The sequence below is a fragment of the Streptomyces sp. NPDC051180 genome, assembly GCF_040689545.1.
Taxonomy (GTDB): Bacteria; Actinomycetota; Actinomycetes; order Streptomycetales; family Streptomycetaceae; genus Streptomyces.
In genome coordinates this window covers 60647-76700 of sequence record NZ_JBFBBC010000001.1, presented here as the reverse complement: position 1 = coordinate 76700, position 16054 = coordinate 60647, and the positions used below count along the sequence as shown (strand labels likewise).

Sequence of the window (16054 nt, the reverse complement as noted above, 5' to 3'; positions counted from 1 at the left end):
AGCCTGGGCCCGGCAAGGGGCGCCGTTCCGTTGTGCCCACCCGTTCCGCCCCAGCGGAACAGTTGCCCACAACGGGGGGGGGACCCGGATCGACCGTGAGGGGGGGCGCCGCCCCAGAGGGACGAAAGCCCACAACGGGGGCGGGCCGGCGACGGCCGGGGTGGTGTTCATGTGGGGTTCGTGTGGGCGCCGTTCCGGGTCGTTAGGGATGGGGCGGCGCACTATGACCGCAGGGATTCGATGTCGGAGGCCGTTCATGTCGCACGCCGTGCCTGATGTGCCGTCGCCTGGGCGACGGGGTTTGTTGAGGGGGTCGTTGGCCGTGTCGGCCGCGCTGGCGGTGGGGGGTGCGGGGTCGGCGGTGGCGCCGGCGTTCGCGCTGTCGGGGAGGCCGAGGGCGGGGTGGGGGGTGCAGACGGGGGATGTCACGGCGTCCTCGGGGCTGGTGTGGGTGAGGTCGGACCGGCCGGCGCGCGTGGTGGTGGAGACGTCGGCGACGGAGTCGTTCCGGCGGGTGAGGAGGCATCAGGGGCCGCTGGTCGGGGCGGGGACGGACTTCACCGGCACGACGGCCCTGCGGGGTCTGCCGGCCGGGGAGCGGGTCCACTACCGGGTGACGCTGGCGGATCCGGATGACCCCCGCCGTACGTCCGAGCCGGTGCTCGGCAGCTTCCGCACGGCGCCGGAGCGGCGGCGCGACGGGGTGCGGTTCCTGTGGTCGGGGGACATCGCGGGCCAGGGATGGGGCATCAACCCGGACATCGGAGGGTTCCGCGCGTACGAGGAGATGCGGCGGCTCGATCCGGACTTCTTCCTGTGCAGCGGTGACTCGATCTACGCGGACGGGGTGATCCAACCGAGCGTGACGCTGCCGGACGGGCGGATCTGGCGGAACGTCACGACTCCCGAGAAGGCGAAGGTCGCCGAGACGCTCGACGAGTACCGGGGCAACTTCCGGTACAACCTGCTCGACCACCACGTGCGCGCCTTCCACGCGCAGGTGCCGTCGGTGGTGCAGTGGGACGACCACGAGGTGCGGAACAACTGGTACCCGGGGCAGATCCTGGACGACGCGCGCTACACGGAGAAGGACGTGGACGTCCTCGCCGCGCGGGCGCTGCGCGCCTTCGGCGAGTACACGCCGGTGTCCACCCTCCACGCGCGCGAGGGCGGGCACGGGGCAGGGAGCGGGGGCCGGATGCACCGGGTGGTGCGGTACGGGCCGCTGCTCGACGTGTTCGTCCTGGACATGCGCTCGTACCGGAACGCCAACTCCCCCGGCCGCCAGGCCGACGACTCCACCGGCATCCTCGGGGCCGGGCAACTGGCATGGCTGAAGCGGGAGCTGTCCGCGTCGACCGCGGTGTGGAAGGTGCTGGCCGCCGACATGCCGCTGGGTCTGGTCGTGCCGGACGGCGCGACGGACTTCGAGGCGGTCGCGCAGGGCGACCCGGGCGCGCCGCTGGGCCGCGAGCTCCAGATCGCGGAGCTGCTGCGGTTCGTGAAGCACCGCCGGATCACCGGCACCGTGTGGCTGACGGCGGACGTGCACTACACCTCGGCGCAGCACTACGCGCCGGAGCGCGCGGCGTTCCAGGACTTCGCGCCCTTCTGGGAGTTCGTGTCCGGGCCGCTGGCCGCGGGCGGGTTCCCCGCGAACGCGCTGGACGGGACGTTCGGTCCGGACCGTGTGTTCGTCCGGGCGCCGGAGCGGGCGAACGTGTCGCCGATGGAGAGCCCGCAGTACTTCGGCGAGGTCGACATCGACGGCCACAGCGGCGAGCTGACGGTTCGGCTGCGGGCCGAGGGCGGCACCGTGCTGTTCGGCAAGGTGCTGCGTCCGGGGCTCGTGGGGCAGTAGAGGCATCCCCGGACGCACGTCGGGCACCTGCCCTCGGGTGCTGTCGGCAGTGCGGAACTCCTGGTCGGCGGCAGTGCGGAGGTCCGTCCCGGGTGAGTGTCAGTGGCGGGCCCTACCGTCGTTCCCATGACGCGATCCGTACAGGCGCTCGCCTACGCACGCCCTTCCGTGCTGGAGTCCTCGGGCTCCGGGCGGCGGCTCGGCCTGGAGACCTCGGGGGGCCTCACCCCCCGGGGTGCCGAGGCCCGCCCGCGGTTCTTCGCGGGGTTCCTGGCCGCGCCGCAGGCGGCCGCACGGGGGCTGCTCGCGGTCGCCGACGTGGCGGCGGCGCGCTACCACCAGAGGACGGGTCCGGGCTCGCTGGACCCGGTGGTGACGGGGAGCGGCGACCGGCTGCGGTTCGAGTCGTTCTCGGGCTGCGGCGGGGTGTACGCGCGCCTGGACGTGCTGGGCGAGGGGCTCGGCGGGGCGGCGACGGGGCACGGCACCACGAACGTCGACGTGAACGACCCGCTGCGCGAGGCGCTGTCGCGGATGACGGGGGACGATCCGCTGTACCTGCGGGTCGGCCCCGAGGAGATGGCGGTGACCACCCTCGCGGGGGCGGTGGTGGAGAAGAAGGTACCGCTGCCGGACCGCTGGCTGCGGGGTTTCGCCGAGGCGCAGGTCGCCTCGGCCCGCTTCGACCCGCGTGCCGAGCTGCCCGGGCCGGAGGCCGTCCGCTTCCTGCGGTCCCTGCCGCGCGCGCAGGGCCGGGGACGCGGCCCGGTGTGGCTGGTTCCGTCGGGCCGGTCCCTGCGCCCCACGACGCGGCCCGGCCCGGACGCGGTGTGCCTGGCGGGGCCGCACCGGCTGGCCGCCCTGGAGCGGGTCCTTCGGCACGCGACGGGACTGCGGGTGTACGGGCAGGTGCCGGACGGTGCGGCCGCTGCGAGCGCCTGGGAAGTGACCCTGCCCGGCATGCGGCTCACCCTGACGCTGTCGCCCGACCCCGCGCGGGGCTTCTCCGGCGAGGGCGGGGTCCTGGAGGCACTCGCGACGGAGGAGGCGGCCGGGGACGCGGAGCTGGTCGCCGTGCTGCTGGCCTGGGAGCCCCGGATCGACCCGGCGGATCTGGCGGCGCGGGCGGGCCTCACCGTCGACCGGGTCCGCGCGGCACTGACGCGGCTCGGGACGGCGGGCCGGGTGGGGTACGACGCGGCCGAAGCGGCCTGGTTCCACCGCGAGCTGCCCTATGACGCGGACCGCGCGGAGCGGCACAACCCGCGCCTGCTGGAGGCCCGGAGGCTGGTCGCGGACGACGCGGTGGCACTCGACGGCGACCTGGCGACGGTCGCCTCGGGCGACCGGCTCCACCGGGTCCGTCACGCGGACGGTGTCCTGAGCTGCACCTGCCGCTGGTGGTCCGACCATCAGGGGCGGCGCGGGCCCTGCAAGCACGCGCTCGCGGTCCGGATGGTCCGGCGGGGCGCGACGGCCGCGGGGACGGCGGCGCGGGAAGCGGTGCGATGACGGAGCGCGGGGCGGGAGTACCGGGGAAGGGGGAAGGCGCGCGTACGGGCGGGGCCGGGACGTCGACGAGGGGCGGGAGGAAGGAGCGGGCCATGGGGAACGACGAGGCACCGGGGAGTGAGGGGTCCGTGGAGACCGGGACCGAGAAGGCCGGGGAAGGAACGAAGGCCGTGGGGGGCGGGAAGGGCATGGACACCGGGAGGGCCGTGGGGGTCGACGCGCTGGTCGAGGCCGTACGGGCGGGGAGTTTCCAGGAGGTGCCCGTCCTGCTCGAACCGCTGGACGCGGCCGGGCGGAAGGCGGCACTCGGACGGCTGAAGGCGCTGCGCACGGAGGTGCGGGGCTGGGCGGGCACGCGGGAGCGGGAGGCGGCTCTCGTGCGACGCGGGCTGTACGTCGCCGGGGCCGGCTGTCATCCGGGGGCGGCGGGGGCGGCCACCTGGCTCGGGGGGCGTGACCTGCCGGCCTGGCGTTCGCAGGACGCGGGCCTGGTGCTGCGGGTGGTGGCCGGGCGGAGCGCGGAGTGGCAGGCGGAGCTGGCGGGCCGGCTCGCCGCGCGGCCGGCCGTGGCGGAGCGGAGCTACGGACTGATCCGCCGTCTGGTGGAGCGGTCGGGCTGCGCGGTGCCCGCCTCGGACGGCTATGTGCGGGGCTGGGCGCGTGAGGTGACGCCCGGCGGGCGCTGGGTGCATCGGGCGGACGAGGCTCCGCCGCTCGTGCAGCGGCTGCGGGTGGATCCGCAGACGCCGTTCCTCGTGGTGCACGCCCTGTCCATGCCGGAGCCCGCGGAGCAGTTGACCTGGTCGGTCGAGGCCGACTCGCCGAGGCACTGGCCGACGGCGGTCGCGACGCTCGTCGGGGAGGGCGTGGTGGACCGGACGGAGGTCGTGGACGCGGCTCTCTCCCGGCTGCTGCGCGGGGGGCGTCTGCACGACCTGCGGTTCCCGCTGGAGGTGCTGAGGCTGCTCGGACCGACGGCGGCGGAGTTCGGCGAACGGGTCCCGGACCTGATCGGGATCGCGGCGGACGCTCCGTCGCCGGTCGCCGGGTACGCGCAGGAGGCGCTGGCCGCACTCGCGCTGGAAGGCAGGCTGCCGACCTCCGCGCTGGCCGAGATGACGAGCGCGGTGTTCTTCCGTAGCGAGAAGAAGCTGGTGCAGGCGCAGCTGGTCCTGGTCGGCAAGGTGCTGGTGCGCGAGCCGGGTGCCGCGGACGTGCTGCTGCCGGCCGTGGCCGAGGTGTTCGGGCACGAGGACACCGCGCTGCAGGAGCGGGCGCTGAAGCTGGTGGGCCGGCACCTGTCGGCGGTGGACGCCTCGGTGCGGAGGGAGTTGGCCGACCGGGCCGGACAGTCGGGGCCGGTGCACGGGCAGGCCGTGGCGGACCTGTTCGGGACGGCGCCGGTCGCGCGGAGCCGTCAGCCGTACGAGGAGATCCTCCCGCCGGTGACCGGACCGCGGCGCGTCGAGCCGCCGGCGACGTCGGTGGAGGCGCTGGTGGAGGAGTTGCTGGCGAAGGGGGTCTCCGACGACCCCGTCCGGTTCGAGCGGGCCTTCGACGGACTGGTGCGGCACGCCCACCGGGACCGGGAGGGTGTGGCGCGTGCGGTGCGGGAGGCGTTCGCCACCGTGGAGTGGGAGCAGCCGCACCACTTCACGCACCACTCCCACGGGCTGCACGCGGTCCTCGCGGGGCTGCTCGGCATCGCGGAGCCGGCGTGGATCGCGGCCCGGCTCGCTCGGGGCGGGGCGACGCCGGACTGTCTGCACCAGGGCCTGACGGAGATCACGGACACCAGGTTGTGGGAGGCCGCGGCGCTCGTCGGCACGGACGCGCTGCCGTTCCTGCTCGCCGCGCCGACCCTGGACGGCGGCGGTATCGCCCCGCGGGTGCTGGTGGAGCGGTTGCGCGCCCTGCGGGACGCGGGCGTCGAGCCCGCTCCGGCGGACCTCGCGCAGGCGCTGCTGAGGGTGCTGCGGGACGATCCGGAGGCCGGGGAGGCCGCCGTCCAGGCGGCGGATCTGGGGACCGGGGCCGGCCGGCGGCTGGCGGCGTGGCTGCGGGCGGACGAGCCGATGGCCGCGAGCGTGCGCTTCCTCCGGAGGGACGGGGACCGGTCGCTGACGAGGTGGTCGATCCGGGATCGGCTGGTCGTCGACCTCGCCGACCGTACCGTCCTGCGGGAGGAGTTCCCGGCGGCGTTCCGGTGGCTGGGCGGCACCCTGGAGGCGACGCCCCGCCGTTGTCCCCACTGGGTCACCGGCATGGAGCACTGGGCGGCGGTCCTGCCGGCCGACCGCGAGGTGCTCGCGGCCTGCGTGCTGCCGTCGGTGGCGCGGACCCTCGACAGTTCTCGGGAGTCGACGGAGCCGCTGGCCCCGCTGGCGGAGACCGAGGGTCGGGTGGGCCGGGCCGTCGCCCTGGCCCTGGCACTGGGGCTGGGCGCGGGGGACGCGGACGACCGGCTGCGGGCGGTGGACGCCCTGCTGGTGCTCGCGGCCCGGGGCGATCTGGACGCGCGCGGGGTGGGCGAAGAGCTCGGGTGGCTGGTCGCCGAGGGCACCGTCAAGCCGAACCGGCTGGCGGACGCGGCTCGGACGGCGGCGGACGCGGGTGCGTACGCGACGGTCTGGGCGGTCCTGGCGGCGGCCCTGCCGGCGACGCTGGTCCCGGAGAAGCCGGTCCGGGGCCTGGGCGAGGTGCTCGCGGTGGCGGCGGACTGTGTGGAGCGGTGCGGGGCGGACGGCGTGCCGTCGGGGCTGTCCGCGCTGGTGGCGCGTGGAGGTTCCACCCGGTTGGTGACCCAGGCGAAGCGGCTGCTGAACGCACTCCACCAGGGGACCGGTCAGACCACGCCATAAACGGCCTGAATCGGTCGTTAAGGCTCCAGATCGCCGCTTAACCCGTCAGTCACAAAGCGTTCGTGATCACGCAACACCGCTGGGTCACAGTGAGGGCATGACCGATGTGACGTCCTCGAAGAGCACCCGCCGCCCGCACCACTGGCGGCACGACCTGATCGAGCTGGCCGCGCTGTTCACCGCCGTGGTGGTGGCCGACACGATCGCCAAGACCATCGCCAAGGGCCCGGACGGACCCTACCTGCTGGTCTTCTCGGCGATCGCGTTGGCCGCCACGGCCACGTTCCACACCTGGTGGGCACGGCGCCACGGCCATGCCAGCCATGCCCCGCCCGGCGATGACACACCCGGTGTCACCGACGGGCGTTCCACCACCGCACCGTCGACCGGCGAAGGACGGGATGCCCCGGAGGCGCAGGACCGGTCGGGGGCGCCGGCCGAGACGGTGCTGTGGCGGATGCGGACCACGGTCGCGGACACCCCGGGCAGCCTCGCAGCCCTGTGCACCGTCCTCGCCCGCCTGCGGGTGGACATCCTCACCCTCCAGACGCACCCGCTCGCCGACGGCACGGTCGACGAGTTCCTGCTCCGCGCCCCGGCGGACCTCTCCGCCCACGCCCTCGCCCGTGAGACCGCGGCGGCCGGCGGCCGCGACACCTGGACCGAACGTGCCGACGCCCACGACCTGGTGGACACGCCCACCCGGGTCCTCGGCCTGGCCACCCGTACCGCGCTCGACGCGGCCGAACTCCCGCTCGCGCTGCGCCAGCTCCTCGGCCGCTGCACGCTCCACTCCGTGCCCGCCGTCTCGCTCACCGGCCGCCCGATCGGCGAGCAGGCGCCGGTCGAAGGGGTCCTGGAGGAGACCGTGATGCGGCTGCGCGACCCGCACGGCGGCTCGATCGTCATCGAGCGGCCCTACCTCGCCTTCACCCCGACCGAGTTCGCCCGGGCCCGGGCGCTCGTGGAGCTCGACGCCCGGCTCGGCCCGCGCGTGCCGCGCAGCCAGGACGTGCTGACCCTGCCCGAGGGCAACGAGATCACCGTCCGCCGTGCCGACCAGCGCGACCTGGCCGCCGCGCGCGCCATGCACGACCGCTGCTCGGCCCGCACCCTGAGCCTGCGGTACCACGGCCCGGTCGGTGACGCGGACCGCTACCTCGACCACCTGCTCAGCCCCCGCTTCGGGCGCACCCTCGCCGTGCAGACGACGTCGGGCCGTCTCGTCGCCCTCGGCCACCTGCTGTGGGACGGCGACGAGACGGAGGTCGCCCTCATGGTCGAGGACGACTGGCAGCGGCGCGGGATCGGCTCCGAACTCCTCGGCCGGCTCGTGGCGATGGCCGAGGAGGCCGGCTGCGACAGCGTGTACGCCGTGACGCAGTCCTCCAACACGGGGATGGTGGCCGCGATGCGGGCGCTGAACCTGCCCCTCGACTACCAGATCGAGGAGGGCACCCTGGTGATCACCGCCCGGCTGGCCTCGGCGCAGCGATCTGCCGGCCGGACGCAGCAGGAGCAGCCGCACGGAGGGGCGCGGCGGGCGGAGCGCTGAGCGCCTGGGTCAGGTCCCGCCACAGGTCCTCGACGTCCTCCAGGCCGACCGACATCCGCAGCAGGCGGTCGCTGACGCCCGCCGAGCGCCGGTCTCCCTCGGCCACGATCCGGTGGCTGATGGAGGCCGGGTGCTGGATGAGCGTGTCGACGCTGCCGAGGCTGACCGCCGGGGTGATGAGCCGGACCCCGGCGATCACGTCGTGCGGGTCGCCGTACACCTCGAAGGCGATCATCGCGCCGCCGATCCGCGGGTAGTGCACCCGGGCGATCCGAGGGTCGGTGGCGAGCCGCCGGACGAGTTCGGCGGCCGAGGCCGAGGCCGCCCGCACCCGTACCGGCAGGGTGGAGAGACCCCGCAGCAGCAGGTAGCCGGCGAGCGGGTGGAGCACCCCGCCGGTGGCGAAGCGGACCTGACGGAGCGTCCGGGCGAACTCCTCGTCGCAGGCGACGATCCCGCCCATGACGTCGCCGTGGCCGCCCAGGTACTTGGTCGCGCTGTGCAGCACGATGCGGGCACCCTGCTCGACGGGGCGCTGGAGCACCGGGGTGGCGAAGGTGTTGTCGACCAGCAGCGGCACCGATCCGCAGGAGTGGGCCAGGGCCCGGATGTCCGCCTCGGCGAGGGTCGGGTTGGCGGGCGACTCGACCATGACCAGGCCGGTGTCGGGACGGATCGCCTCCGCGATGCCCGCCGGGTCGGTCCACGTGACCTCGGTGCCGAGCAGCCCCGCGTCGAGGAGGTGGTCGCTGCACCCGTAGAGCGGGCGGACCGCCACCACGTGACGCAGGCCCTGGCTCGCCCGGGCGAGCAGGACGGCGGTGAACGCCGCCATGCCGCTGGCGAACGCGACGGCGGCCTCGGTACCCTCCAGCCGCGCGAGTGCCTCCTCGAAGCGGGCGACGGTGGGGTTGTCGAGCCGGGCGTAGACCGGCGGCCCGTCGAGGCGGGCGCCGGTGGTGGCGAACTCGTCGATCCGGGCGGCCTCCGCCCGGGCGTCGTACGAGGGGTAGGTGGTGGACAGATCGAGCGGCGGGGCGTGCAGTCCGAGCCCGGCGAGATCCTCGCGGCCGGCGTGCACGGCATCGGTGGCAAGGGCCCTCGGGGTGGCCGAGGTGCCGTAGTCCATGGCGTCCATGGCGGCACTGTGAACGGATACCGGGAAGTAGCGGAAAATGACCGTGCTACGTTCGGCGAATGGCCGATTCTGTCGTACTGGACGCGGTCGATCTGCACATTCTTCGCCTCCTGCAGAACGACGCCCGGACCACCTACCGCGAACTCGCCGCCGAAGTCGGCGTGGCGCCCTCGACCTGCCTGGACCGGGTGGCCCGCCTGCGCCGCACCGGCGTGATCCTCGGACACCAGCTACGACTGGATCCGGCCAAACTCGGCCGCGGGCTCGAGGCGTTGCTTCTCGTCCAGGTCCGCCCCCATCGGCGGGAACTGATCGGTCCGTTCGTCGACCGCATCCGCGCCCTTCCCGAGTCCCGGGCCCTTTTCCACCTCACCGGCCCGGACGACTACCTGGTCCACGTGGCGGTGGCGGACCCCGCCGACCTGCAACGACTCGTGCTCGACGAGTTCACCTCGCGCCGCGAGGTCGCCCGGGTGGAGACCCGGTTGATCTTCCAGCAGTGGGAGTGCGGGCCGCTTCTGCCGCCGGGGCCGAGCCCCTCCATGTCAGCCGACTGAGGCCGGACGAGGGTGACGCGGGCCCGTCCTAGGCGCCAGGATGACCCCCATGCCAGAGACTTCCAGCAGCGCGCTGCCCCGCCAGGTCGCCGACGATCACGTCGACGCACTCATCGCCCTCGACCCGATCACCGGAACGTACCTGGGAGTCAAGGAGAGCGCCGGACTGCTGCCCGACTTCTCACCCGCCGGGCAGCGGGCCGTCGCCGACCTCGCACGCCGCACCCTCGCCCGCCTCGACGAGGCGGAGCGCGCTCCCGGCGCGGACGGCGAGGCCGAGCGCCGGTGCGCCCGCCTGCTGCGCGAGCGCCTGACGGCGGAACTCGCCGTCCACGAGGCCGAGGAGAGCCTCTGCGCGGTCAGCAACATGCGCTCCCCCGCGCACAGCGTCCGGATCGTCTTCACGGTGATGCCCACCGAGACCGAGGAGGACTGGACGGCGGTGGCCGCCCGGCTGCGCGCGGTCCCCGCGGCCCTGGAGGGATACCGCTCCTCCCTCGAACTCGGCCTGGAGCGCAAGCTCTTCGGCGGCCCCCGCCCCACCGACACCTTCATCGGCCAGCTCACCGAGTGGTCCGGCGGACCGGCCGCGAAGCCGGGCTGGTTCGAGGAGTTCGCCGCCTCCGGGCCCGACTCGCTGCCCGCCGCGCTCCGGGCCGAGCTCGCGGCGGCGGGCAAGGACGCCACCGCCGCCGTCGCCGCGCTGCGCGACTGGATGCGCGACGTGTACGCGCCCGCCGTCGCCGGCGCGCCGGACACCGTGGGCCGCGAGCGCTACCAGCGCTGGACCCGCTACTTCAACGGCACCGACCTCGACCTCGACCAGGCGTACGCGTACGGCTGGACCGAGTACCACCGGCTGCTCGCCGAGATGCGCGTCGAGGCCGAGCGGATCCTGCCCGGCGCGGGCCCCTGGGAGGCGCTCGCCCACCTCGACGAGCACGGCACGCACATCGAGGGCACGGAGGAGGTCCGCGTCTGGCTCCAGGGGCTGATGGACGAGGCCATCGAGGCACTGGACGGCACCCACTTCGAACTGGCCGACCGGGTCCGGCGGGTGGAGTCCCGGATCGCCCCGCCCGGCGGCGCGGCGGCCCCCTACTACACCGGCCCGTCCGAGGACTTCTCGCGCCCCGGCCGCACCTGGCTGCCGGTCGACGGCACCACCCGCTTCCCGGTGTACGACCTGGTGTCGACCTGGTACCACGAGGGCGTGCCCGGCCACCACCTGCAGATCGCGCAGTGGGTGCACGTCGCCGACCGGCTCTCCCGCTACCAGGCCACGCTCGGCAAGGTCAGCGCGAACGTGGAGGGCTGGGCGCTCTACGCGGAGCGGCTGATGGACGAACTCGGCTTCCTGCCGGACGCGGAGCGGCGCCTCGGCTACCTCGACGGCCAGATGATGCGCGCGTGTCGCGTCATCGTGGACATCGGCATGCACCTCGCGCTGGAGATCCCGGCGGACTCGCCGTTCCACCCGGGCGAGACGTGGACCCCGGAACTCGCCCAGGAGTTCTTCCAGCTGCACAGCAGCCGTCCGGCGGCCTTCGTGGAGAGCGAGATGACCCGCTACCTCTCGATGCCCGGTCAGGCCATCGGCTACAAGCTGGGCGAGCGCGCCTGGCTGCTCGGCCGCGCCAACGCGATGGCGGCGCACGGCGACGCGTTCGACGCGAAGGCATGGCACATGGCGGCGCTGTCGCAGGGTCCGCTGGGCCTCGACGACCTGGTCGAGGAGCTGTCGCGCCTCTGACACGACCCGTCGCGGAAGCCCTTCCGCATCATGAGAATCCCCGGCCGTCTTCTTGATCGGCCGGGGATTCCCCGGCAGGGTCTCTGCCATGAGCAACGATTACACCCCGGACGCCACCGACTGGCGCATCCTGGAGGCCCTGCAGAGCGAGGGCCGCGCCAGCTTCGCCGAGCTGGCGCGCGCCGTGTCGATGTCGCCGTCCGCGGTGACCGAGCGGGTGCGGCGTCTGGAGGAGGCGGGGGTGATCGCCGGGTACACCGCGATCGTCGACCAGGACCGGCTGGGCATGCCGATCCTGGCCTTCGTGCGGCTGCGCTATCCGCACGGCAACTACAAGCCCTTCCACGACCTGCTCGACGCCACGACGGAGATCCTGGAGGCGCACCACGTCACCGGTGACGACTGCTTCGTGCTGAAGGTCGCCGCCCGGTCGATGCGGCACCTGGAGGAGATCACGGGGAAGATCTCCACACTCGGCTCGGTGACGACGAGCGTCGTCTACTCCTCGCCGCTGGCCCGGCGCGCCGTCAGCCGCTGAGCGCCTCCGCGCCGGTCCGCAGCCGCACGGCCGAGCCGTGCCGCGCCTTGACGACCTCCAGCTGGGCGGGGACGCGGCGGCGGAGGTCGCCCACGTGGCTCACGATGCCGACGCTGCGGTCGCGCTCGCGCAGCGAGTCGAGGACGTCGAGCACCTCGTCGAGGGTCTGCTCGTCGAGGCTGCCGAACCCCTCGTCGATGAAGAGGGTGTCGAGCCGGACGCCGCCCGCCTCGTCGGTGACGACGTCGGCGAGGCCGAGCGCCAGGGCGAGCGAGGCGAAGAACGTCTCGCCCCCGGAGAGGGTGGCGGTGTCCCGCTCGTTGCCGGTCCAGGCGTCCACGACGTGCAGCCCGAGGCCGGCCCGCTTGCCGCCGGAGCGCGCGTCGGAATGGACGAGTGTGTAACGGCCCGCGGACATCCGCTGGAGCCGGGCGGTCGCCGCCGCGGCGACCTGTTCGAGCCGGGCGGCCAGCACGTACGACTCCAGGCGCATCCGGCGCTCGTTCTCGGCGGAGGTCCCCGCCGTGAGGCCGGCGAGCCGGGCCACCCGGTCGTACTCCTCGCGCAGCGGGCCCAGTCGGCGGACCTCGGCGGCGGCCTCCCGGGACAGCGCGGTCAGGCCCGTGGCGCGTTCCCGCGCCGCGGACAGCGCGGAGGCGGCCGTGCGCAGGGCACGCTCCGCCGCCGTGTGGGCGGCCTGCGCCGCGGCGGGGTCGGCGGGCGGGAGGGCGGCGGCCTCCTCGGTGCCGGGTTCGGCCAGCCGGTCGGCGACCGCGGCGGCCTCGGCCCGCCAGGCGTCCACGCGGTGCTGGAGGTCGCGACGCTCCCGCTCGTCGAGCAGCGCGCCGGAAGCCTCCTCCGGGGTGGTGAAGCCGGCACGGTAGGCCGCGTCGGCGAGCCGGTCGTCGGCCTCCTTGAGCCGCTGGGCGGCGAGTTCGGCGGAGCGTACGGCCCCGGCGGCGTCGACCAGCAGGGCGATCCGCCGCTCCAGCACCGTGGCGTGCTCGGCCACGGAGGCGAACGTGCCGCGTCCGCGGGCGAGTTCCTCGTCCAGCGCGGTCTGCTCGCGATCCAGCGCCTCCCGCCGCGAGGTCCTCGCGGCGACCCGCCGCTCGGCCTCCCGCTGGGCGCCCACCCGCTCCTCGTGCTCCCGCTCGGCCCGCGCGAGCGCCTCCCGCGCGCCGTGTGTCCGCCCGGCCAGCGCGTGTGCCTCGGCGTGCAGCCGCGCCAGCTCCTCGACCTCGCGGGCCAGTGCGTCGACGGTGGGCTCGGGCGCTTCGTCGGGGGAAGTCCGCACGGCGGCTTCGGCAGCGGACCGGCCGCCGGCCGTGGTGTCGCGTTCCGCCCCGTAAGGCACCGCGAGGACCTCCGCACGGGCCGCGGACCAGGCTTCGCGGGCGCCGGCGACCTCGCGCTCGGCCGCGGTGCGGGTCTCCTCGGCCGCGGTGTACGCCGCATAGGCGGCGTCCTCCGTGGCCCGGTCGACGTGGCCGGCGGTGGTGCGGGCGGGAGCCGGGTGGGCGGTGGAGCCGCAGACCTGGCAGGGGTCGCCCGGCACGAGGGTGACCGCGAGTTCGGCGGCGATGCCCTCCAGGCGGCGGGACTTGACGTCGAGCCAGGTCTCGTGCGCGGAGTTGCGGAGCTCGCGGGCGTCCGCGAGGCGCTCCTCGGCCGCCCGGGTGGAGTCGGCGAGGGCGTCGCGCCGGCGGGCGGCGGCGAGCCGACGGCGGGCGGGTTCCAGCCGCCCGGCGAGGTGTTCGGCGCGCGCGGCGGCGTCCGTCGCGGCCTCGACTCTCTCGACGAGCCCGGCGCGGCGCGGCTCCCAGCCGGCGAGCCAGCCCGCCGCGTCCTGGAGGGCGTCCTCGTCGGCGCGGGCCTCGCGGGTCAGGACGGCCCGCTCGTCGGCGATGACGGCGGCACGGCGCTCGGCGCGGCGGGCGGCTTCGAGGCCGCCCAGGTCCTCGCGGAGGCGGTGTTCGAGCGCCGAGAGCTGCTCGGCCCCGGCGTCGCCGAGGTCGGGGGGCAGCTGGGCGCGAGAGCGGTCGCGGGCGGCGTGCGCGCCGGCGTGCTCGCGCTCGGCGTCGCGGCGCAGACCGAGTGCGGGGGCGACGCGGTCGGCCTTGAGGCCGCGGTCGAGCGCGGCTTGGTGGCGGTCGCGCTCGGGGGCCTGGGCGGTCAGGCGCTCGCGGCGCCGGAGCGCGTCGGCGTGCCGGGCCTGGCGGGCGGCGAGGTCGTTCTCGGCGTCGAGCGCGGCGCGCGCGGCGGCCTGGGCGGTCTCGGCTCCGGCGCACCGCACGCCGGCGATGTCCAGGGCCTCGCGGGCCTCGGTGCGGGCGACGGCGGCCCAGGCGAGGGCGGCGTCGGCGAGGCCGGGTTCACCGGGCCGCCCCTCGACCGGGGTGCGGGCGGCGTCCAGGCCGCTCGCGGCCTGCGTCATGCGGTGGGTGAGGGCGAGCAGCCGCCCGTCGCCCTGCTCCACCTGCTGGAGCGCGGCGCGTCGCAGGTCGGCGAGGCGCTCCTCGACGGCGGCGAAGCGGCGGGTGTCGAAGAGCCGTCCGAGGAGCCTGCCGCGGGCCTCGGCGTCGGCGCGGAGGAACTTCGCGAAGTCGCCCTGCGGGAGCAGGACGACCTGGCAGAACTGCTCGCGGCTCATGCCGACGAGCTGGGTGATCTCCTCCCCCGTCTCCTGGTGGGAGCGGCTGAGGCCGGTCCATTCGCCGGTGGCGTGGTCGTACTCGCGCAGCCAGGTCTGGGCCTTCTCGGTGGTGAACCCGCCGCCGCGCTTCTTGGGCCGCTGCTGGGCGGGCCGCCGTGTGATCTCCAGGCGCCGTTCCCCGACGGTGAGGTCGAGCAGGACCTCGGTGGAGGTGCCGACGGGGGCGTGGTCGCTGCGCAGGGTGGTGCCGGGGGCCTGGCGGACGCCGGGGACGCTGCCGTACAGGGCGAAGCAGACGGCGTCGAGGACGGAGGTCTTGCCGGCGCCGGTCGGTCCGTGCAGGAGGAAGAGTCCCGCCGAGGACAGGGCGTCGAAGTCGACGGACTGCGTGGTGCCGAAGGGCCCGAACGCGGTGATCTCCAGGCGGTGCAGCCTCATCGGTCCGCCTCCCGTTCGGTCGTGTCGACGCGCACGTCGTCGAACGCCCCGTAGAGGACGGCGCGTTCGGCGCCGTCGAGGGTCGCGCCGCCGCGCACGTGGGCCACGAAGTCCTCCGCGATCTGCCGGTCGCTGCGGTCCCGGAGCCGCTGGGCGTAGGAGGCGCCGGTGTCGTCGGCGGTCCGCTCGGGGTCGAAGACGAGGTGGAGGGTGTGCGGGAACCGCTCGGTGAGCCGGTTCATCGGCTCGGCCGGCCGGACCGGGTCGGTGAGGGTGGCCTCCACCCACGCCTGTTCGTGGGGCGTGAGCGCGGGGTCGGCGAGGAGGTCGTCGAGCCGGCCGCGGATCCGGGCGAGGGTCCGCGGGACGGGGCAGTCGAGGCGCACGGCGTCGGTGACCGCGCCGTCCGCGCCGAGGTCGATCAGCCACATCGTCTTGCGGTGGTCGGCCTCGGAGAAGGAGTACGCGAGGGGTGAGCCGGAGTAGCGCACGCGGGGGGTGAGGGTCTGGCTGCCGTGGAGGTGGCCGAGGGCCACGTAGTCCACGCCGTCGAAGACCCCGGTGGGCACGGCGGAGACGCCGCCGACGGTGATGTCCCGCTCGCTGTCGCTGGGCGCGCCGCCGGCGACGAAGGCGTGGGCGAGGACGACCGAGCGGGTGCCGGGGGGCCGGGTCGCGAGGTCGGCGCGGACCCGGTCCATGGCGGCGGCGAGCACGGCCTCGTGGCCCGCCTTCGTCGCGCCGAGCCGGTCGCGGACGAGGGCGGGTTCGAGGTAGGGCAGGCCGTAGAGGGCGACGTCGCCGTGTCCGTCGGCGAGGACGACGGGGGTGCCGATGCCGTCGGGGTCGGTGCGGAGGTGGATGCCGGCCCGCCGGATGAGCCCCGCGCCGACGCCGAGGCGGCGGGCGGAGTCGTGGTTGCCGGAGATCATGACGGTGGGGACGCCCGCCTCGGCGAGGCGGTGCAGGGCGGTGTCGAAGAGTTCGACGGCGGGCAGCGGCGGCACGGCCCGGTCGTACACGTCCCCGGCCACGAGGACGGCGTCGACCTCGTGCTCGTGGACGGCCGCCACGAGGTGGTCGAGGAAGGCGGCCTGGGCGTCGAGGAGACCGACCCGGTGGAAGGACCGGCCGAGATGCCAGTCCGAGGTGTGCAGGAGCCTCACGATGCCGTCCCACCCCGCA

General features: G+C 75.2%; 10 protein-coding genes. 7 read left to right on the top strand and 3 right to left on the bottom strand.

The features are described from left to right. The first annotated feature begins 256 nt into the window (after positions 1–256). The 4 genes from AB0424_RS00375 to AB0424_RS00360 all read left to right on the top strand — a co-directional run bounded on the left by AB0424_RS00375 (position 257) and on the right by AB0424_RS00360 (position 7789). Positions 257–1861, top strand: a complete 1605-nt coding sequence (locus AB0424_RS00375; protein ID WP_366301008.1) for an alkaline phosphatase D family protein — start codon at positions 257–259, stop codon at positions 1859–1861. 126 nt (positions 1862–1987) lie between these two features. Further along, positions 1988–3373 (top strand): SWIM zinc finger family protein, encoded by a 1386-nt coding sequence (locus tag AB0424_RS00370; protein WP_366301007.1) that lies wholly within the window; start codon positions 1988–1990, stop codon positions 3371–3373. 92 nt (positions 3374–3465) lie between these two features. Next, on the top strand, positions 3466–6234 hold the full coding sequence (locus tag AB0424_RS00365; RefSeq protein ID WP_366301006.1) for a DUF6493 family protein: 2769 nt from the start codon (positions 3466–3468) through the stop codon (positions 6232–6234). Positions 6235–6331: 97 nt separating this feature from the next. Continuing rightward, entirely contained in the window at positions 6332–7789 is a 1458-nt protein-coding gene (locus AB0424_RS00360; protein WP_366301005.1) for a GNAT family N-acetyltransferase, read from the top strand. Here AB0424_RS00360 and AB0424_RS00355 read toward each other — a convergent pair. Beyond that, on the bottom strand, positions 7701–8927 hold the full coding sequence (locus AB0424_RS00355) for an aminotransferase class I/II-fold pyridoxal phosphate-dependent enzyme (RefSeq protein WP_366301004.1): 1227 nt from the start codon (positions 8925–8927) through the stop codon (positions 7701–7703). The genes AB0424_RS00360 and AB0424_RS00355 overlap by 89 nt on opposite strands. Before the next feature lie 59 nt (positions 8928–8986). Here AB0424_RS00355 and AB0424_RS00350 point away from each other — a divergent pair, with 59 nt between their 5' ends. The 3 genes from AB0424_RS00350 to AB0424_RS00340 all read left to right on the top strand — a co-directional run bounded on the left by AB0424_RS00350 (position 8987) and on the right by AB0424_RS00340 (position 11775). Next, entirely contained in the window at positions 8987–9484 is a 498-nt protein-coding gene (locus AB0424_RS00350; RefSeq protein WP_366301003.1) for an Lrp/AsnC family transcriptional regulator, read from the top strand. Between the two features lie 49 nt (positions 9485–9533). Beyond that, a complete protein-coding gene (locus AB0424_RS00345; RefSeq protein ID WP_366301002.1) occupies positions 9534–11237 on the top strand; it encodes a DUF885 domain-containing protein in 1704 nt (567 codons plus the stop codon). A gap of 88 nt (positions 11238–11325) precedes the next feature. Then, positions 11326–11775 carry an Lrp/AsnC family transcriptional regulator gene (locus AB0424_RS00340; RefSeq protein ID WP_366301001.1) on the top strand — a complete coding sequence of 150 codons (450 nt, stop codon included), beginning with the start codon at positions 11326–11328 and terminating at the stop codon, positions 11773–11775. Here the strand turns inward: AB0424_RS00340 and AB0424_RS00335 are convergent. Both AB0424_RS00335 and AB0424_RS00330 read right to left on the bottom strand, forming a co-directional pair. Then, positions 11765–14869 (bottom strand): SMC family ATPase, encoded by a 3105-nt coding sequence (locus AB0424_RS00335; protein ID WP_366301000.1) that lies wholly within the window; start codon positions 14867–14869, stop codon positions 11765–11767. The genes AB0424_RS00340 and AB0424_RS00335 overlap by 11 nt on opposite strands. Continuing rightward, positions 14866–16035, bottom strand: coding sequence for an exonuclease SbcCD subunit D (locus AB0424_RS00330; RefSeq protein ID WP_366300999.1), 1170 nt, complete (start codon positions 16033–16035; stop codon positions 14866–14868). The genes AB0424_RS00335 and AB0424_RS00330 overlap by 4 nt, the downstream gene beginning before the upstream one ends. Positions 16036–16054 lie beyond the last annotated feature (19 nt).